Source organism: Synechococcus sp. MU1611 (genome assembly GCF_020514255.1).
Lineage (GTDB): Bacteria > Cyanobacteriota > Cyanobacteriia > PCC-6307 > Cyanobiaceae > Parasynechococcus.
Genome location: NZ_VTLC01000003.1, coordinates 267480 through 284766, shown reverse-complemented (window position 1 = coordinate 284766; position 17287 = coordinate 267480). Strand labels below are relative to the sequence as shown.

Sequence of the window (17287 nt, the reverse complement as noted above, 5' to 3'; positions counted from 1 at the left end):
CTGAGGCTGGCAAGGTTTTCTCACTGTTCTCTCCGGGTTGACGCCCGTAAACTCCAGCGGTCCGTCTGGATGGAATGGCTGAACAGCCCCGCGTCACGATCGTTCTGGGAACGCGTCCGGAGGCGATCAAGCTGGCTCCGGTGATCCGGATGTTCCAGGCCTGTAATGCGCTGAAGACTCGGGTCGTCCTGACCGGTCAGCACCGTGAAATGGTGGCCCAGGTGATGGATCTATTTCATCTCCAAGCTGATCAGGATCTCAACCTGATGGCGCCTCGCCAAACCCTGACGCACGTCACCTGTGCAGCGCTTCAAGGGCTGCGCGAAGACTTTCAGGCCTATCCCCCGCAGTTGGTCCTGGTTCAAGGTGATACCACCACGGCCTTTGCCGCTGGCCTGGCAGCGTTTTACGAGCAGATTCCGGTTGGGCATGTGGAGGCTGGTCTGCGGACCGACAATCTTCTGGACCCCTTCCCTGAAGAAGCCAATCGTCGACTGCTCTCTCAGATTGCGTCACTTCACTTCGCGCCAACGGCTAAGGCGGAAACCAATTTGAAAGCATCCGGTGTTGTCGGAGAGATCTCCGTGACTGGAAACACAGTGATCGATGCGTTGTTGCTGATGGCGGAATCGGCGCCGGATATCCAGTTCGATGGACTCGACTGGGCCCAACAGAGGGTGATCCTGGCCACCGTGCATCGGCGGGAGAATTGGGGTGATCGTCTCCATGACATCGCTGCAGGCATGCTGCAGGTGCTGGATCGATACCCCGACACGGCCCTCCTGCTGCCCATGCATCGCAATCCAACGGTGCGTGAGCCATTGCAAGCTCTTCTGGGGAGTCATCCCCGTGTCGTTCTGACCGAACCTTTGGATTACGACCGGCTTGTTGCGGCGATGAAAGGCTGCTGCCTGCTGCTGACCGATTCCGGCGGTCTCCAGGAGGAAGCTCCTGCGCTCGGCAAACCTGTTCTGGTCTTGCGGCGAACCACGGAGCGGCCGGAGGCCGTTGATGCGGGAACGGCTCGGCTGGTGGGCACCGATCCCGATGTGATTGTGGAAGAGACCTCGCGCCTGCTTGGGGATCCCACGGCCTATGAAGAGATGTCCCGCGCCGTTAATCCCTTCGGCGATGGTCACGCCAGCGAACGCATTCTTGAGCGGTGTTGCCGCCACCTCGGAGTCTGAGGCGCTGCTGAGCAGCGATGGCTGCTATCGCTGGTGGCTGCGGCGTTGCCTGGGCGCTGGGGAGGGTTGCCTGCTTTTCATCGGACTGAACCCCTCAAGGGCTGATGGACAGCGCGATGACCCGACCCTGCGTCGATTGATTGGCTTCACAAGGGAATGGGGATATCGGGAATTGGTCGTTCTCAATTTGTTTGCTCGCATCTCGCCATCGCCTGCGGCGCTGCTCAGGGTGAAGGATCCAATTGGTGTTCGGAACGACTATTTCCTGATGCGATGGCTCAACCACTGGTCCCTGATGCCTGGGGTCGATCTCTGGTGCGGTTGGGGGGTGAATGGGGCGCGACTGGATCGGGCTCAGGCCGTTCTTGACGGGATTCAACAGTTGCTTGCTGAGCGCAAACGATCTGTTCCCGATTCTCCTCACCCTTTGATGTTGGGGTTGACGGCCTCGGGACAGCCACGCCATCCGCTTTATGCCCCGCGACGGGCAGGTCTTCACCCTTTTCTCTGGGCAGACCCTGAACCGATCCGTCATCCTGTGAAAACCATGACGGATGTCCTTCCGCACTGATGTCCCGCACGCCTCGCCGTTATGCCGTCCATCTCCACCTTGTGGGAGGGCAGACCGAGCGCGTGTTCTTCCCGAAACTCGAGACCTTTCAGGAGTGGTACCAAGGTTTGGTCAATGCCGAGACGCAGGGCGGCTTCGTCAACGTTCCCATCAGCGATCTGGAGGGTGAATATCTGGTCGTTCGGCCCCAGGCTGTGATTGGCGTGCGCGTGGAACCTCAGTTCTCCTCCGTCGATGACGCCTGAGCGTCTGGGCCTCCTCTGGGGCGTCACTGTGTTCTCGGGTGCTTCGGCGCGCCTTCTAGCGGCTACGTCTGGATTGCCTGGAGTTGTTCTGCTGCTCCTGTCTGGGCTGCTGATCGGTCGCTCGGGTTTGGGTTGGGTGGAACCCCTCGACCTTGGCTCCGGGCTTGGGACTGTGGTGGGTCTGCTGGTCAGCCTGGTGCTGTTCGACGGCGGACTCAATCTCCGCCTGCCCGGTGACACGATCAAGGCCACGGTGCAGCGCATCGCAGCCCTACGCCTGTTGATCTCCCTTGGAGGTGGTCTGGTGGCGGCCCATTGGCTTGCTGGCCTCAGCTGGTCGCTTGCCGCCGTCTTCAGCGCCATCGTGCTAGCCACGGGGCCAACGGTGGTCACCCCGTTGGTGCGTCAGATTCGGCTCGCACCGCCTCTGGGTGAAGTTCTTGAGGCTGAAGGACTGGTCCTTGAGCCCATCGGCGCTGTTTTAGCCCTGTTGCTGTTGGAGCTTGCTATTGGCAATCTGCATGGCTGGCGTGAGGTCATGCTCGGCCTGTTGTATCGATTGGGTGGCGGTGTGCTGATCGGCGGGAGCGTCGGCTGGCTCTTGTCAGAGGTCCTGAGACGACTCAATCCCGATCAGTTGAAGGGGTTACCGCTTCAGCTCAGCCTGGGTTTGCTGTTTCTGATGTACGGCGTCAGTGAGTGGCTGCTGCCTGAATCAGCCCTTCCCGCTTCGGTGGCAGCAGGCATCGTCGTCGGTCGCCGTCCAGGACCGCACACCGCCGAACTGGATGGTCTGATTCAGGAACTGGCGCAGTTGGCGATCACCATGCTCTTTCCGCTTCTGGCGGCTGACGTGTCTTGGGCTGAACTCAGTCCGCTCGGTTGGGGCGGGATTCTGTGTGTGCTGTCGTTGATGCTGGTAGTGCGCCCGATCGGCGTAGGGGTGGCCACAATTGGCCTTCCGTACAACCTTGAGCAACGCCTGTTTCTGGGTTGGCTCGCTCCTAGAGGAATCGTTACTGCATCAGTGGCCTCACTGTTCGCCATACGTCTCGAACAGGCCGGCATTTTGGGGGCTGGACGTCTTCAGGGGCTGGTGTTTCTGACAATCCTGATGACCGTTGGTCTGCAGGGCCTTACTGCTCAACCGTTAGCTCGGGCTCTCGGTCTGGTCAAAGGCGATGACGTTGAACCAATGTCAGCTGAGGCAGCGCCGCAGACGCGGCAGGTCCTCACCGATTCGGGCCAGCAGTGACCATGTTGTGATCAAATCCGGTCCTTGAAGACGCCCAAGCAATGCGGCGCGCAGGGATTTCATCACCACTCCTTTTTTCACACCGGCTGCTTTGGCGGCATCCCCCAACCAGGCCTTGGCTTGATCGGTATCCATGCCATCCCATGGTTTGCTCTCAAGGCGCTCAATCAGGTTGGTGACGGCCGCTTTCGCTCCGTCGACCGCCAGTTGCTCAAGAGCATCCTCCTGGAGTTCAGGACATTCAAAGAACGGTGCCGCCTGATCGACGCCGTCGTTCAGCAGGGTGAGCGACGGGCCCAGCAAGGCACAGAGGTCGAGGCTCCAACTGTTGCTGTTGGGTTGCTCCCAACCGCGCCCAGCCCAAAGTGGTGTCAGCTTTTTCAGGAGATGCTCCGATGTCCAGCCATGCAAAACCTGGGCGTTGAGCCAGTTGAGCTTGTCCCAGTCGAAGCGGGCACCTGCTTTGTTGACACGCTCGAAGCTGAAGACGGCAGCGGCCTCGCTCAAGCTGAATCGTTCCTCCATGCCTTCCGGAACGGACCAACCCAAAAGGGTCATGTAGTTGGCAATGGCGTCAGGGGTGTATCCCATGGCGCGGAAGTCATTGATGGACGTCACGCCATCTCGTTTGGAGAGTTTGCGTCCCTCAGAATTGAGGATGAGAGGGGCGTGGGCAAAGGTGGGTAACGGCAGACCTAGCGCCTCGTAAAGGAGCAGTTGCTTGGCCGTGTTGGCAATGTGGTCTTCACCGCGGATCACGTGGGTGATCTCCATGGCGGCGTCATCCACCACCACCACAAGGTTGTAAAGAGGGTCTCCGATCACGTCGGCTGGTGCCCGACGGGCAATGACCATGTCTCCGCCGAGGTCTGAGCCGCGCCAGCTCATGGCGCCACGCACCAGGTCGTTCCAGCGGATCTCGGCGGCGTCATCAATCCGAAAGCGAATCACTGATTCACGCCCCTCCGCCTGAAAGGCTTGCTTCTGATCCGGTGTCAGATTCCTGTGACGGTTGTCGTAGCGCGGAGCCTGGTTGGAGGCTTTTTGCGCATCGCGCATGGCCGTGAGTTCCGATTCGCTGGCGTAGCAGCGGTAGGCCAATCCTTGATCGAGCAGGGACTGAATCGCCTCACGATGCTGGGAGACCCGTTCGCTCTGGATGACGGGCTCCTCATCCCAGTTGAGCCCGAGCCATTGCAAGCCCTCAAGGATGTTCTGGGTGAACTCCGGTTTTGATCGCTCTTTATCGGTGTCTTCGATGCGGAGCACGAATGTTCCCTGCTCATGCTTGGCGTAAAGCCAGTTGAAAACAGCTGTTCGCGCCGTTCCAATATGAAGCGTGCCCGTTGGGCTAGGGGCCAATCGAACGCGCACCATCGATGCTCTTGGTGGTGAGAACGGGACCGACGGGATTCGAACCCGCAACTTCCGCCGTGACAGGGCGGTGCTCTAACCGGTTGAACTACGGTCCCAGATCAAAGCAAGCTTTTTAGGAGTGTTCCTCAGAACAGCTTGACCTGAGTCGCCTTGGCGACCTGATCAGTATCAACCGTCGCCCTGCCCTCCGTCAACAACATGAAGTGAGGAAGAAGCTTTATTTGTCATCAGATCGCTGCCATTAAAAAAATCCCGACGACTGTGTCGTCGGGACAAGCAGCTCACATCGGTTGAAAACCGACAGAACAAAGTTCAGGGGCGGAATCCAGCTGGTTCAATCAGCCGAACCTGATTGCCACGAGCGGTGAACTCACGACCTTGATCACTTTGAACGACCACACGGCCGCCAGATTTGACGCGTATCACTCGGGCTCGGACCCAGCCAAGGGCGGCTGACTCCAACACCTTCACAACATCACCAGGTTGAAGATCCAACTCCATGCTCAGAACCGGGAAACTGCACGAGGGGAACATCGGACGCGCCGTGGAGGACTCGAACCCCCGACATCAGGTTTTGGAGACCTGCGTTCTACCAACTGAACTAACGGCGCAAGGCGATGAACCCCTAAGCCAACGTTGTTGGCAACTGATTGAACGAGGTCGAAACCTCAGCGATCGAAGCGCTGCTTCACGCGGGTGGCCTTGCCCACCCGTTCCCGCAGATAGAAAAGCTTCGCCCTGCGCACTTTACCGCGCCGCTCCACCTTGATGGAAGCCACCTGGGGGCTATGAACCATGAACACCCGCTCGACACCGATGCCTTGGAAAATCCGCCGCACCGTGATGGTCTGATTGAGGCCTCCATGGCGTTTGGAGATCACCACGCCCTCGTAGGGCTGCACGCGTTCTTTGTTGCCCTCACTGATCCGCACGCCAACACGAACCGTGTCGCCCACGTAGATCTCAGGAAGATCATCCTTCTGCTGAGCCGTCTCAAAGCCGCGAATAAGAGCCTCGGCGCTCAGCTTTTTTGTTGGAGAGCTAGCAGCCTTGTTGGGCTTCGCCTCTGAGGCCTCAGGTGCTGTATCCACAGCCGCTTCGGTGTTCTCGTCGGTCACCACTGTGTCCTTCGAATCGGCTGCCATCCCAGCTCCGCGTTGAATCGCCAAACTATGAGTGTACCTTCCGGCGCCATCGTTCGATCAGGAGCACTGCGCCTGTGATCAGCATCCACAACAGGCCAACTGCGTTGAGAAGCACGACGACCGGTTCCAGCGTGGATCCAAGCCATTCCCCTTCATGCACCACCATCAACCAGTGCACCTGTTCGCGGCTCGCTCCGAACCAATCACGGGCCAAGCGATAACTGACGCCGGAGAACACCGTCACCAGCAGTGGCGCCAGAACGAATGGTGCAACGCTTCGGTGCAGTTCGCGCAAGCGCACAAGCAGCGTCATGACCGGCATCAATTCGGTTGCTGTTGATAGCGTGACGGATATTCGGTTGAGCCATGAATCTCTTTGCTGATCTTCTGGCATCCACCCAGGCTGCGCAGGGGCAGGTGACAGCAACCGGGCCGCGGATCCAGAAGCGTCGAGGTGTTGAGATCAAATCGGCGCGCGAGGTGAAGATCATGCGCCAAGCCAGTCACATCGTTGCAACCGTGCTCCGCGAAGTGATGGGAATGGTGGAGCCTGGTCAAACCACTGGGGATATCGATGCCTACGCCGAAAAACGCATTCGGGAAATGGGCGCGACCCCGAGCTTTAAGGGATATCACGGGTTTCCAGCGAGCATCTGCGCCAGCATCAACAACGAGGTGGTGCATGGCATTCCCAGTGCGAAGCGGGTGATCCGGCAGGGCGATCTGCTGAAAGTTGACACCGGCGCGTACTTCGAGGGCTACCACGGCGACAGCTGCATCACGATCTGCGTGGGTGATGCCCCCGAGGAAGCTCAGACGTTGAGCCGTGTTGCCAAGGAGTCCTTGATGGCTGGTCTCAGCCAAGTCAAAGCCGGTAACACCCTGCTGGATATCGCTGGAGCGGTTGAAGACCACGTCAAGGCCAACGGTTTCAGTGTCGTGGAGGATTACACCGGCCACGGTGTCGGCCGGAACCTGCACGAAGAACCCTCCGTGTTCAACTTCCGCACCGATGAGCTTCCTAACGTCACCCTGCGTCCCGGCATGACCCTGGCCATTGAGCCAATCCTCAATGCTGGCAGTAAGGCATGCCGCACACTCCGAGATCAGTGGACTGTCGTCACCCGCGACGGATCGCTTTCCGCGCAGTGGGAACACACTGTTCTGGTCACCAGCGACGGGTGCGAGATCCTCACTGATCGGGGCGACTGAGGATCTGGCTGTAGATCCTCCGTCCGAGCTCGGTCAGGGGCATCAAGACATAGGTCAGTGGGTTTGGGGTCACGATCACGAGGCGAAACCCCCAGCCGGCTTGGCGCAGCACCTGTTCAGCAACGAAATCGGCTCCCATGACCCCAATGGGATTGAGCGATGAGCGGAAGGGGCCGAGCACAAGCTTGCGCATGATCAGGGCTTCGCGCCCTGATGGATCGAGCACAGCACCACGGATGCTCACCAGCTGACCCAACATTCGTTTGGTGAGTTCGTACACCGGACTGACGGCAGGCTGAATTTCCGCTTCTGAGGTGTTGACCCACACTTCTTTTGGACAACCCCGGGTTGAGGTTCTGCTGATGGCCTCAAAACGCTGCATCAGCCGCCAGCTGCTCAGGGTGTTGATCTCCAGGGCTTGATTAATCACGTCAGGGCTTTGGTCGCCCTGAGGATTGATTCCATGGTTGAGAACTAGAACATCGATGTCCGCGAGATCGGCGTCCAGGCTGGCTTCGTTGCCGCAGCTCCAGCTCACCCAGCGGTGGGGGCCATCCGTTTGCTCTGGAGGTGTCGCACCGTGCGTGAAACCGATCACGTGGGCGCCTGCGCCACGAAAGCAACGGGAGAGGGCTACGCCCAGAGCTCCGCGCGCGCCTGTGATGCCGATGGTTCGGCCGTGGAAGGGGGACTGGGCCATGGGGCCAGCTTGGGGCATCCTTGAATCGACTGAACCAGGAACCCAACACCAGCTGTGTCAGATGCTGCCCAACTGGTTCTGTTTGCTCCCTATTGCGGTGGTGTCAGTCGTGAGCAGGATCTCGCCGCAGCCCTGCAGATCCTGCGTCGCGGTGAATTGGAGGGGCGGCGTCCCGTTGCCGGAATGGATGGATACCCCTATGAACTCCGCTGGAACGGGGTCGCTGCGCCCCTGGAGAGGCTGGAATGCGAACTCCGTTTTCCTGGTCATACAGAGGGGGATGTTGATTTCTCTCTGGTGACTCATCAACTGGTGGCCTGGCTGATGGATCGCTCTCATCCGCAGCGATCGGAGCCGGACCTCCCCGATGGGTTCTGGCAGTGGCTGTTGATTGAGCGCAGTGATGCTCCTGAGCAGGCCTAGATTCATTGATGACAGGCATCACCTCTATGGGAACGACACTGTTGATCGGATCGTGCGAGCCGTTCAGTGGGAAGTCGGCCCTAGTTCTGGGAATTGCCCAGCAGCTTGCGCGAGCCGGACAGCAGATCCGCTTTGGAAAGCCCTTGGCCACCAGCCTGGATTGGGATCCAAACCAGGGGCCGTTGCCGGAACCCCTCATCGACGATGACGTTCGCTTTGTTGGTGAAACGCTGAATCTGCCGTCGGAGCGTCTGATTCCATCGATGCATCTGCTGTCTCCGACAACAGCTGCCCAGCGCCTTGGCCTGGGCGAGCTGGATGCAGGCGAAGGTTTCGATGAACTGCGGCAGCAAATAGAGGCCGGCGAAGGACTCACCCTTTTGGAGTGCGCGGGAAGCCTGCAGGAGGGGCTGCTGTATGGCCTCAGCCTGCCGCAATTGGCGACAGGTCTTGATGCCAAGGTCGTGCTGGTGCACCTGTGGCAGGACAGTCGCAGCGTGGATGCTCTTCTGGCGGCCAAGCAGACCCTTGGAGATCGCCTGGTCGGTGTCGTCCTGAATGCTGTCACCCCCGAGGAGGTCGAGAGCTTGGAGCGTCAGGTGGTTCCTGCCTTGCAGGGCCTGGGCTTGCAGGTGTTCGGGGTCATGCCGCGTTCCCCATTGCTGCGCAGCGTCACCGTCGGTGAGTTGGTAAGACGGCTGAATGCGCGGGTGATTTGCTGCCCAGAACGGCAAGAACTGCTGGTGGAAACCCTGAGTATTGGCGCGATGAATGTGAATTCAGCCATGGAGTTCTTCCGCAAACGACGCAACATGGCTGTCGTCACGGGTGCGGATCGCACTGATATCCAGCTGGCTGCTCTGGAGGCTTCAACCCAGTGCCTGATCCTGACTGGAGCGGGGGAACCTCTCCCTCAATTGATCAACCGCGCTGAAGAGCTGGATGTGCCCCTCCTCAAGGTGGAGCACGACACGCTCGCCACGGTGGAAGTGATTGAGCAGGCCTTCGGACATGTGCGGCTGCATGAAGCTGTGAAGGCGACCTATGCCTTCCGTCTTGTGGAAGAGCACTGCAAGCTGGATCAGCTCTTCAGTGCATTGAATCTGACGGTTCAACACGCCTGATGGTTGCTAGCTTCCGATGAAATCAGGCGGCGGGTTTTCCTTGGGTCAGTCACTGGATCTGCCAGCTCTCGATCGGGTTGACACCCTGGCGCAGGAACTTGCACTGTTGCAGGACAAAAGTCAGCGAAGGATCGCCATCCTTGGTAGCCGCCATGTCCCCGTTGTTGCGGTTCATCTGATCGAGTTGGTGGCACGCTCTCTCGTTCAGGAAGGGCATTCCCTGTTCACATCAGGATCCCAGGGGGTAAACGCTGCGGTGATTCGCGGATGTCTGGAGGTGGATCCCTCCAAGCTCACGGTTTTGTTGCCCCAGAGCCTCGATCGGCAGGTGCCTGAAATCCGTGATCTCCTGGATCGTGTGCTGCACCTTGTTGATAAGCCCGAGCAGGACGATCTGCCTTTGCCCATGGCCAGCAGTTTGTGCAATCAGGAGATCATCAACCGCTGTGATCAGTTGATCTGCCTCGCGTTTCATGACAGTGAAACGCTGCTTGCAAGTGCGCGAACGGCAGAAGATATGGGGAAGGTGGTGAGTCTTCTTTATTTCGACTGATCAGCCAGCGGCGCTGATCACGGCCCGTAGCCCCTCGACGTAGCAGACGCCGACGGCCGTCACCCCAGTCGCCCAACAGAGTCCCCTAAGGGGAGGCACATTGCCGACGTAGGCGAACAGATAGACGAAACGGATGCCTGGCCAGATCCACGCTGCAGCGATTGCACTGGTGCTGCTGACACCACTGATCAGACACAACAGCATCGCAGGGGCACCCAGAGTGAGAGCTTCCCAGCTGTTCTCCTGTGCCCAGACCGCGCGCTGACCGAAGGCGGGCAGCCGCTCAAACATCGCCCGTGGTGCCTGCAGATCAGCCATGGTGAAGTCTGCTTTGGCCCTTCCGGCGCCGGTAAGCACGATGCTCACCATCACGACTCCTCCCATCAGACAGAGGGCCCAGGCAAACGCAGGAGTCATCGATTTCGATCAGGTCCGGCGACCATAACGGGCCTTGGATGACTGCAACCTTGAAGGGGGCGGTGGCTTTCTAAGCTGGACGATCGACACGCTCGCGACATGGCCAGTACGTATTCATTCGACGTGGTCTCTGACTTTGACCGTCAGGAGCTGGTGAACACCCTCGATCAGGTGCGTCGCGATGTGGGCAACCGTTATGACCTCAAGGATTCCAACACTGAGATTGATCTGGAAGAGACAGAGCTGGTGATCACCACAGCCAGTGATATGACGCTTCAAGCTGTGGAGGATGTGCTTCGAACCAAAGCGACCAAACGCAACCTTTCACTCAAAATTTTTGATTTTCAAACTCCTGAAACGGCGGGGGGAAATCGGGTGAAGCAGGTGGTGAAGCTGCGTAAGGGCCTTAGTCAGGAGATTGCTAAAAAACTAAGCAAGATGGTGCGTGACGAACTGAAGAAGGTGACGGCTGCAATCCAGGGTGAAAGTGTGCGGATCACGGGTAAGAATAAGGACGATCTTCAGGCTGCTATTCAACTTGTAAAGAGCAAAGAAGATGAACTTGATGTACCTCTACAGTTTGAGAACTATCGCTGATCAGACGGATGCAGGGCCTGATGTTGAGTTGATCCAAAGCCGACGAATGGCTTGGGATGTATTGCAACGATCATGCCTGCACTAACAAAAGCATGTTGATTCACCGCCCCACTCGTGGAGATTGGTTGCATGGATGCGGGGATCCCCAGGAGTGTCTCTTGATGCAGGCAGGCTTGGATTCCATGACGCAAGCCCTTGAGGCAACATGTTTCCAAGGGACATGTTGTGGTAATTTGAATTAAATTTCTTTGTTTTAGTGGGTAGTTACGCCATCGCGGTTCGTGTTTTTGATGGCGAGGCTCCTTACTTGCAGTCTTTTATTGATCATCATCGTCGCCTTGGTGTTGACGCTTTTTATCCTGTGATTGCTCCAGGAGCGGCGCCATTGTGCAGAGAGATATTCGCAAAAAATGAGATTCAATTCCATGAGTCTGAAGGGCAAAAGATTTCCAGTGTTCAGGATCTGATTCGAGAGGATTATGTTGCTGTTATTGATGCTGATGAATACTTGCATCCAGGTTTGTTCCGATTCCTTGAAGAGGAAAATATTGAATCTCTCCTGATGCCATGGAGACTGACAGCATCCATGGATGATGATTTCTTTGAGTCTGCTCAAAAGAGATTTTTTGTTTTCCCCCAGGTGAAATCAATCGTCAAAACATCTGCACTTAAGCGGCTTCGTCTTCATGCATCTAACACCCATGGATCCGGTCGTTGCCTTGGTGTTGACCAGGGTCAACAATTTCCTGTTCAGCACTACTACCTCCGTGGTCTGGATGATCTCCTGTTGAAAGAAGGCGGTGTGGTTAAGCGAACTCTTGCACAGAGTTCAGGGCGTAAGCAGGTGAATCTGAATGCGAATAATGATTCGATGGATTTCCCAAGCCGTCATGCTCGTGTGGCATTCCTATTAAATGTTCTCGATTCCATGCCCGAGCAGATCGACCCCTACTGCATGTCGTTGGATCGGTCCATGTTGAATCATCTTCGGGACAATGTTGATGGTGACCCAGAGGCGGCCAAACAAGAGCTTCGCGAAAGCGTTGTGAAGATCCAAAAGGTGTATCGGCATCGCACGATTGATCGAGAGATTAGGGCGACGCAGCAACTGCTTGCTTCTGACCCACATAAGGTCAGCTATCAGAAAAGAGTGCTGAAATTGCTTCGTGGTGATTTTAAATTTCGTCGGTCATGGCTTGGATTTATTGAAAATGCTCGGGATTCGTTGTTGATGTTTAGAGATGGCTCGTAAGCCTGAAGGGTGGTTGTAGGCCTGCATCTCAACTTGGTGGTCAGAGTCATCGTTCACGGCATGATCGAATGATTTACCTGAAAGTGTCATGATCTCGGGCCCGTCGCCCGTCAATGATCCGGGCGAGTTCCAGCACATAGCCCGCTGTGCACCAGCGGCCGTGACTGCGGGATCGGTTTTCTGTGTCCGAGCGGATCTCTGCGGTTTCGGCCATCAGAAGATCAAGTTCTCCTTGCGGCAGGTCATACAGCTCCTGCAATTCCAGCTCCCGGTTCAGCAGATGGCTGCGAAACCATTTGCGGGTTTGCTCCTGGGGGGGGACGTCTCGGCTCAAAGTGCATTACAGCGTTGATGTGCCATTCTCCGGCTATGCAGATCCTTAGCTGGGCCCAGTTTGATCAGGCTGTGCAGCTGTTGGCTTCACGGTTTGCAAATTCAGCGGTGACCGGGGTTTACGGGGTCCCTAGAGGGGGGCTTTGCCTCGCGGTTGCACTGAGCCATGCCATGGATCGCCCCATGCTGTCATCACCAGAACAATCGGCGTTGATTGTGGATGATGTCTATGAAACCGGGCGCACGTTGAAGGTGTTGAAGACTCAGGTGCCTCAGGCATCCTTTGCCGTGTGGGTTAGCAAGAGCTGTCCTAACTGGTGGACGGCAGCCGTGGTTGCAGAGTCGTCGGAATGGGTGGTGTTCCCCTGGGAAAACCTCGAAAAGGCTCGTGCGGATGAGCAGGCCTATCGCTCCTCGCGTGGGCTGTGATGACGTCCTTGCGCACGATTTATTTGGCGTCTCCTTACGGCTTTTCCGCCCAGTGGAAGCGGCTGTTGTTGCCAGAGTTCATCGGGGCGTTGGAAGCCCTGGGGTTAGAGGTGTGGGAGCCCTTTGCGCGAAATGGTCAGGTGAATTTGGCGGAACCCGGTTGGGCCTATCGCGTTGCCCAGCGGGACTTGCAGGATGTGCGTGATGCTGATGCCCTGTTCGCGATCGTGAATGGAACGCCACCTGATGAAGGGGTGATGGTGGAACTTGGTGCCGCGATTGCTCTTGGTAAGCCAACATTCCTGTTTCGGGATGACTTCCGTCGCTGTACGGATTCTGAAGAATATCCACTCAATTTGATGTTATTTGCAGGCCTTCCAGAGGTTGAATGGCCGCAGTACGTTTATAGCGACTTGTCTGAAATTAGTGATCCTCAGAAAGCCTTGGCACGCTGGGCTCACTCTTGATTTTTGTCTGCGAATCAACAGCGTAGTTCTGTGTTTTCTTTTTGGGCTGAATGGTAAAAATTAATAGAAATATTGTTTTTCTAGAAGCTTATTGTGGTGCTGGCGGGAGCGATGAAATTTTGTTTGAGGTGTTTTCATGTGTCTTTTGATTCGACTGTGCGAGGCTTAGTTGTATGGGTAATGATCTTGATCAAAATGTTGCCCTGTTGATCAATTGATTCGAATTTATTTTTGTAATTATCGATTGCTGTTTGGCGCGCCAAGCTGAAATGGTGCTGGGAGAAGTTGGTCAAGCTGCATGGTGCCAACACCGTCGATGCTGACATGGGCATCGCTCGGAAGGAGTTCTTGCATCACCTGGCGGCAAGCGCCGCATGGCATGCGTGAGTTAGGCAAGGCATCGGTCTGGGCATCGATACAGCTCACGGCCAGTGCAATTGGTCGTTTGCCCAGGCTGATGGCAGTAAACAGCGCAACGCGCTCCGCGCAGATGCTCAGTCCATAGCTGGCGTTTTCAACGTTGCAGCCGTCGATCACGCTCCCGTCTTCGCACCGCACGGCGGCACCCACATGGAAGTTCGAATAAGGGCAATGGGCACGCTTGGCGGCTTGCCGAGCCTGCACCAGAAGCGCCTCAGCGTTGTTCGCGGCAGGAGCCATGGGCTGTTTCAAGAAGGCTGCTCAGGGTTTGTGTCCCACCGGATTGGGTTAGGCGGGATTGCTGACTGAGTTTGAAACCGTTTTGCACGTCGATAATCAGATCGCCGCTCACGGCGACACGACTGTCGCGGCCTGGGCTTGTTGATCCCCCGCCATTGCTGAATTGGAGAGGACCCAAGGGGGCTTCGTAGGACCAGTGATAGGTCATCCCTGAGCGTTCAATCTGCTCAACACCGGAACTGCTGAATCGTTCCACCAGAGGTGTGAGCCTGCTCTCGATCACCGTGGCCGGATCGATGCTGGGTTTGCCACCACCCCGATCAATCTGGAATTGCTGTTGTTCAAGCTGACGAATGCCAGGAATGGGTTGGTCTGACCACCGGCTCTCCACGGTCTGGATGGTGCAGACCAGTGGAGGGGGCGGAGGTGCTGAGGCCACCACGGCGGGATCAGGCCGCGGCCGCGAAGCTTTCGCGGAAGGCATTGATCGTGGCTTCGATGTCGGCGTCGGAGTGCGCCAGGGAGGTGAAGCCGGCTTCGAAGGCGGAAGGTGCGAGATAGACGCCCCGCTCGAGCATGGCGCGGTGCAGCCTGCCGAACCGTTCCGAATCCGTGGCCTTGGCTTCCTCGAAGTTACGCACAGGGCCTTCGCAGAGGAAGAAGCCGAACATGGCGCTGACACTGGCGGTTGTAATCGGCACGCCGGCGGCCTGTGCTGCTTCCTTGATGCCCGCCACGAGCTTCTGGGTGGTGGCGGTCAGCTTGTCGTAGGTACCGGGCTGCTTGAGCAATTCAAGGGTCTTGATACCTGCAGTCATCGCTAAGGGATTACCGCTGAGGGTTCCGGCCTGATACATCGGGCCTGCAGGCGCCACCATTCCCATGATGTCGGCGCGGCCGCCATAGGCGCCAACGGGCAGACCACCACCAATCACCTTGCCCATGGTTGTGAGGTCTGGGGTGACACCGAAATGGGCTTGGGCGCCGCCGTAGCTGATCCGGAATCCCGTCATCACTTCGTCGAACACGAGCAGAGCTCCGTTCTCCTTGGTGAGTTCGCGTAGCCCCTCGAGGAAGCCCGGTTCCGGCTGAATGAAACCAGCGTTACCGACGATCGGCTCGAGAATGACGCCAGAGATGGCGTCGGGGTTCTCTGCAAACAGAGCTTTAACGGCCTCTAGATCGTTGTATGGAGCCGTCAGGGTGTTGGCGGTGGTGCTGCGGGGCACGCCTGGAGAATCGGGCAGCCCAAGGGTTGCCACTCCGGAACCAGCCTTTACCAGGAACATGTCCGCATGGCCGTGGTAGCAGCCCTCGAACTTGATCACCTTGTCGCGGCCGGTGTAGGCGCGCATCAGTCGCAGCACAGCCATGCAGGCTTCCGTACCGCTGTTGACAAACCGCACCATCTCAACGCTGGGAACAGCGTCGATCACCATCTCGGCCAGGGTGTTCTCCAGGGCACAAGGAGCTCCGAAGCTGGTGCCCTTTTCGACCGCCTCCTGCAGTGCTGCGATCACCTCGGGGTGGGCGTGGCCGCAGATAGCAGGCCCCCAGCTGCCGATGTAGTCGATGTATTTATTCCCATCCACGTCCCAGGCGTAGGGACCCTTGACCCGATCGAACACGATCGGCTGACCGCCGACCGACTTGAACGCCCGCACAGGGGAGCTGACGCCTCCGGGCATCAGGGCCTGTGCTGCTCCGAAGATGGCTTCGGAATGGCTGGTGTTCAACGCGGGAGCTGTCACTGGAACCGACGCCAAAGGGCTGATGCAAACCGTGCAACATCCTGACTCAGGAACGTCCAGTTCTGTTTGCTGTGTTTCTTAATTGCCCACTTCGCAAGCTTTTTGATGCGTAGTCTTGGGTCAGATCGAGATCGCTGTGAGCCACGACTGGTCAGTTCTGGAGAGGGATCTGCGCCGCTGTCTGCCCCCTCGGGCCATCGTGGCGAAGCGTCAGGAACTGCTGAGTTACGACTGTGACGGACTGACGCTTGAGCGTCATTGCCCACCCCTTGCGGTGCTGCCAGAAACCACTGATCAGGTCTCCGCCGTCCTGCGGTGCTGCCATCAACACGGTGTCCCATTCGTGGCTCGCGGCAGCGGTACCGGCCTTTCGGGGGGAGCGCTGGTGGATCAGCAAGCGCTCTTGGTGGTTACCAGTCGGATGCGTCGGGTGCTCGAGCTTGATTTAGCCAATCAGCGGGTCAAGGTTCAGCCTGGGGTCATCAACAGCTGGGTGACGCGGGCTGTGGCGGGTGAAGGGTTCTATTACGCCCCGGATCCGTCCAGTCAGGTGGTCTGCAGCATTGGCGGCAACGTGGCAGAAAATTCAGGAGGGGTGCACTGCCTCAAGTACGGCGTGACCAGCAACCACGTGCTGGGGCTTGAAGTGGTGTTGCCCGACGGAACAACCACCCAGCTGGGTAACGGGCTGGCGGAATCCTGCGAGTTGGATCTACGTGGTGCCTTCATCGGCAGTGAAGGGACGCTGGGCATCGCGACGGCCATCACCCTGCGCCTGCTCCGGGCGCCGGAGTGCGTGAACGTGCTGTTGGCGGATTTCGCCACGATGGAAGCTGCGGGGGAAGCGGTGCGATCTGTGACCGCGAGCGGTTTGCTGCCGGCCGGGATGGAAATCATGGATAACGTCACCATCAACGCCGTGAACGATTTTTTCGGTTACGACGAGTACCCCCGTGACGCTGCAGCGGTGCTGTTGATTGAGCTGGATGGCCAGGACGCTGAGGTTCAGGCATCAGCAGAACGTGCCGATGAGCTGTGTCGGGCAGCGGGGGCCCGTGGCCTGCGTCGGGCCCAGGACCCCACGGAGTGCGCTGTGCTCTGGAAAGGGCGTAAATCTGCCTTTTCAGCGGTCGGCAAAATCACGCCCACCTACTACGTGCAAGACGGTGTGGTGCCTCGCAGCAGCCTTCCGTCGGTGCTTGCCGCGATTGAACGGCTCAGCCAGGAGCACGGCCTGCCCGTGGCCAATGTTTTCCATGCGGGTGATGGCAACCTTCATCCATTGATCCTGTATTCCCTGGATCAGCCCGATGTGGAGCGGAGCGTGAAGGAACTCGGTGCCGCCATCCTGCGGGTGTGTCTCGACGCCGGGGGCAGCATCAGCGGTGAGCATGGTGTCGGGGCCGACAAGCGTTGTTATCTCGACTGGATGTTCGGCCCGGATGATCTGGAGACGATGGGTCTGTTGCGCTCTGCCTTCGACCCCGACAACCGCGCCAATCCCGGCAAGGTGCTGCCCACGCCGCGCACCTGTGGGGAATCGGCCAAACGCATGGTCACGCTGCCAGCAGGCGTGGAGCTCTACTGAC

General features: G+C 58.0%; 23 protein-coding genes and 2 tRNA genes. 13 read left to right on the top strand and 12 right to left on the bottom strand.

All coding sequences use genetic code 11. The features are described 5' to 3' along the window. The first annotated feature begins 74 nt into the window (after nucleotides 1–74). From wecB to FZZ92_RS08275, 4 genes are read left to right on the top strand one after another with little or no spacing between them, the layout of a single operon-like run. Nucleotides 75–1187: a non-hydrolyzing UDP-N-acetylglucosamine 2-epimerase gene (wecB, locus tag FZZ92_RS08290; protein WP_226398284.1), complete on the top strand. Its 1113-nt coding sequence runs from the start codon at nucleotides 75–77 to the stop codon at nucleotides 1185–1187. After that, entirely contained in the window at nucleotides 1156–1758 is a 603-nt protein-coding gene (locus tag FZZ92_RS08285) for a DUF1643 domain-containing protein (protein ID WP_226422987.1), read from the top strand. The genes wecB and FZZ92_RS08285 overlap by 32 nt, the downstream gene beginning before the upstream one ends. Further along, nucleotides 1758–2003, top strand: coding sequence for a hypothetical protein (locus FZZ92_RS08280; protein ID WP_115024038.1), 246 nt, complete (start codon nucleotides 1758–1760; stop codon nucleotides 2001–2003). The genes FZZ92_RS08285 and FZZ92_RS08280 overlap by 1 nt, the downstream gene beginning before the upstream one ends. Beyond that, complete coding sequence (locus tag FZZ92_RS08275) at nucleotides 1993–3258, top strand: sodium:proton antiporter (protein ID WP_226398282.1); 1266 nt, start codon at nucleotides 1993–1995, stop codon at nucleotides 3256–3258. Before FZZ92_RS08280 ends, FZZ92_RS08275 begins: the two co-directional genes overlap by 11 nt. On the opposite strand, the gene gltX is transcribed toward FZZ92_RS08275, so the two are convergent. From gltX to FZZ92_RS08245, 6 genes are all read right to left on the bottom strand, one after another. After that, on the bottom strand, nucleotides 3202–4635 hold the full coding sequence (gltX, locus tag FZZ92_RS08270; protein WP_226422986.1) for a glutamate--tRNA ligase: 1434 nt from the start codon (nucleotides 4633–4635) through the stop codon (nucleotides 3202–3204). The two genes, FZZ92_RS08275 and gltX, sit on opposite strands and share 57 nt — an antisense overlap. Before the next feature lie 21 nt (nucleotides 4636–4656). After that, nucleotides 4657–4730, bottom strand: a tRNA-Asp gene (locus FZZ92_RS08265). Nucleotides 4731–4947: 217 nt separating this feature from the next. Continuing rightward, nucleotides 4948–5136 carry a hyperconserved protein Hcp gene (locus FZZ92_RS08260; protein ID WP_006043540.1) on the bottom strand — a complete coding sequence of 63 codons (189 nt, stop codon included), beginning with the start codon at nucleotides 5134–5136 and terminating at the stop codon, nucleotides 4948–4950. Nucleotides 5137–5173: 37 nt separating this feature from the next. Then, nucleotides 5174–5246: transfer RNA gene (locus FZZ92_RS08255), tRNA-Trp, on the bottom strand. Between the two features lie 57 nt (nucleotides 5247–5303). Continuing rightward, the gene (rplS, locus tag FZZ92_RS08250; RefSeq protein ID WP_226398280.1) at nucleotides 5304–5780 is read right to left on the bottom strand and encodes a 50S ribosomal protein L19; all 477 of its coding nucleotides are present in this window, start codon (nucleotides 5778–5780) and stop codon (nucleotides 5304–5306) included. A gap of 25 nt (nucleotides 5781–5805) precedes the next feature. Next, a complete protein-coding gene (locus FZZ92_RS08245; protein WP_115024033.1) occupies nucleotides 5806–6093 on the bottom strand; it encodes a PepSY domain-containing protein in 288 nt (95 codons plus the stop codon). Between the two features lie 53 nt (nucleotides 6094–6146). Here FZZ92_RS08245 and map point away from each other — a divergent pair, with 53 nt between their 5' ends. Further along, complete coding sequence (map, locus tag FZZ92_RS08240) at nucleotides 6147–6992, top strand: type I methionyl aminopeptidase (RefSeq protein ID WP_115024032.1); 846 nt, start codon at nucleotides 6147–6149, stop codon at nucleotides 6990–6992. Here map and FZZ92_RS08235 read toward each other — a convergent pair. Then, a complete protein-coding gene (locus tag FZZ92_RS08235; protein WP_226422985.1) occupies nucleotides 6973–7710 on the bottom strand; it encodes an SDR family oxidoreductase in 738 nt (245 codons plus the stop codon). The genes map and FZZ92_RS08235 overlap by 20 nt on opposite strands. A 36-nt stretch (nucleotides 7711–7746) precedes the next feature. Between FZZ92_RS08235 and ebsA the strand changes: the two genes are divergently transcribed. The 3 genes from ebsA to FZZ92_RS08220 are packed head-to-tail and all read left to right on the top strand — an operon-like array spanning nucleotide 7747 to nucleotide 9792. Beyond that, the gene (gene ebsA / locus FZZ92_RS08230; RefSeq protein ID WP_115024028.1) at nucleotides 7747–8115 is read left to right on the top strand and encodes a type IV pilus biogenesis protein EbsA; all 369 of its coding nucleotides are present in this window, start codon (nucleotides 7747–7749) and stop codon (nucleotides 8113–8115) included. A gap of 26 nt (nucleotides 8116–8141) precedes the next feature. Then, the gene (locus FZZ92_RS08225) at nucleotides 8142–9239 is read left to right on the top strand and encodes a phosphotransacetylase family protein (RefSeq protein WP_115024027.1); all 1098 of its coding nucleotides are present in this window, start codon (nucleotides 8142–8144) and stop codon (nucleotides 9237–9239) included. A 16-nt stretch (nucleotides 9240–9255) separates the two neighbouring features. Then, nucleotides 9256–9792, top strand: a complete 537-nt coding sequence (locus tag FZZ92_RS08220) for a DNA-protecting protein DprA (RefSeq protein WP_226422984.1) — start codon at nucleotides 9256–9258, stop codon at nucleotides 9790–9792. Here FZZ92_RS08220 and FZZ92_RS08215 read toward each other — a convergent pair whose 3' ends face one another. Next, nucleotides 9793–10209, bottom strand: a complete 417-nt coding sequence (locus tag FZZ92_RS08215) for an MAPEG family protein (protein ID WP_115024025.1) — start codon at nucleotides 10207–10209, stop codon at nucleotides 9793–9795. 99 nt (nucleotides 10210–10308) lie between these two features. On the opposite strand from FZZ92_RS08215, the gene FZZ92_RS08210 reads away from it, so the two are divergent. Next, on the top strand, nucleotides 10309–10806 hold the full coding sequence (locus tag FZZ92_RS08210) for a YajQ family cyclic di-GMP-binding protein (protein WP_115024024.1): 498 nt from the start codon (nucleotides 10309–10311) through the stop codon (nucleotides 10804–10806). Between the two features lie 256 nt (nucleotides 10807–11062). Next, entirely contained in the window at nucleotides 11063–12058 is a 996-nt protein-coding gene (locus FZZ92_RS08205; protein ID WP_226422983.1) for a glycosyltransferase family 2 protein, read from the top strand. A gap of 73 nt (nucleotides 12059–12131) precedes the next feature. Here FZZ92_RS08205 and FZZ92_RS08200 read toward each other — a convergent pair whose 3' ends face one another. Then, a complete protein-coding gene (locus tag FZZ92_RS08200; protein ID WP_115024021.1) occupies nucleotides 12132–12392 on the bottom strand; it encodes a hypothetical protein in 261 nt (86 codons plus the stop codon). 170 nt (nucleotides 12393–12562) lie between these two features. On the opposite strand from FZZ92_RS08200, the gene FZZ92_RS08195 reads away from it, so the two are divergent. Both FZZ92_RS08195 and FZZ92_RS08190 read left to right on the top strand, forming a co-directional pair. Next, complete coding sequence (locus tag FZZ92_RS08195) at nucleotides 12563–12820, top strand: hypothetical protein (protein WP_370631257.1); 258 nt, start codon at nucleotides 12563–12565, stop codon at nucleotides 12818–12820. Continuing rightward, complete coding sequence (locus FZZ92_RS08190; RefSeq protein ID WP_226398277.1) at nucleotides 12820–13287, top strand: nucleoside 2-deoxyribosyltransferase; 468 nt, start codon at nucleotides 12820–12822, stop codon at nucleotides 13285–13287. Before FZZ92_RS08195 ends, FZZ92_RS08190 begins: the two co-directional genes overlap by 1 nt. 237 nt (nucleotides 13288–13524) lie before the next feature. On the opposite strand, the gene FZZ92_RS08185 is transcribed toward FZZ92_RS08190, so the two are convergent. Genes FZZ92_RS08185 through hemL form a run of 3 tightly spaced genes read right to left on the bottom strand, consistent with a single transcriptional unit; the run spans nucleotide 13525 to nucleotide 15698 of the window. Next, nucleotides 13525–13947: a cytidine deaminase gene (locus tag FZZ92_RS08185; RefSeq protein ID WP_226422982.1), complete on the bottom strand. Its 423-nt coding sequence runs from the start codon at nucleotides 13945–13947 to the stop codon at nucleotides 13525–13527. Continuing rightward, nucleotides 13922–14386: a hypothetical protein gene (locus FZZ92_RS08180; protein ID WP_226422981.1), complete on the bottom strand. Its 465-nt coding sequence runs from the start codon at nucleotides 14384–14386 to the stop codon at nucleotides 13922–13924. Before FZZ92_RS08180 ends, FZZ92_RS08185 begins: the two co-directional genes overlap by 26 nt. A 10-nt stretch (nucleotides 14387–14396) precedes the next feature. Next, nucleotides 14397–15698, bottom strand: a complete 1302-nt coding sequence (gene hemL / locus FZZ92_RS08175; RefSeq protein ID WP_226423016.1) for a glutamate-1-semialdehyde 2,1-aminomutase — start codon at nucleotides 15696–15698, stop codon at nucleotides 14397–14399. Nucleotides 15699–15834: 136 nt separating this feature from the next. On the opposite strand from hemL, the gene FZZ92_RS08170 reads away from it, so the two are divergent. Next, nucleotides 15835–17286: an FAD-linked oxidase C-terminal domain-containing protein gene (locus tag FZZ92_RS08170; RefSeq protein ID WP_226398340.1), complete on the top strand. Its 1452-nt coding sequence runs from the start codon at nucleotides 15835–15837 to the stop codon at nucleotides 17284–17286. The last annotated feature ends 1 nt before the right edge of the window (nucleotide 17287 follow it).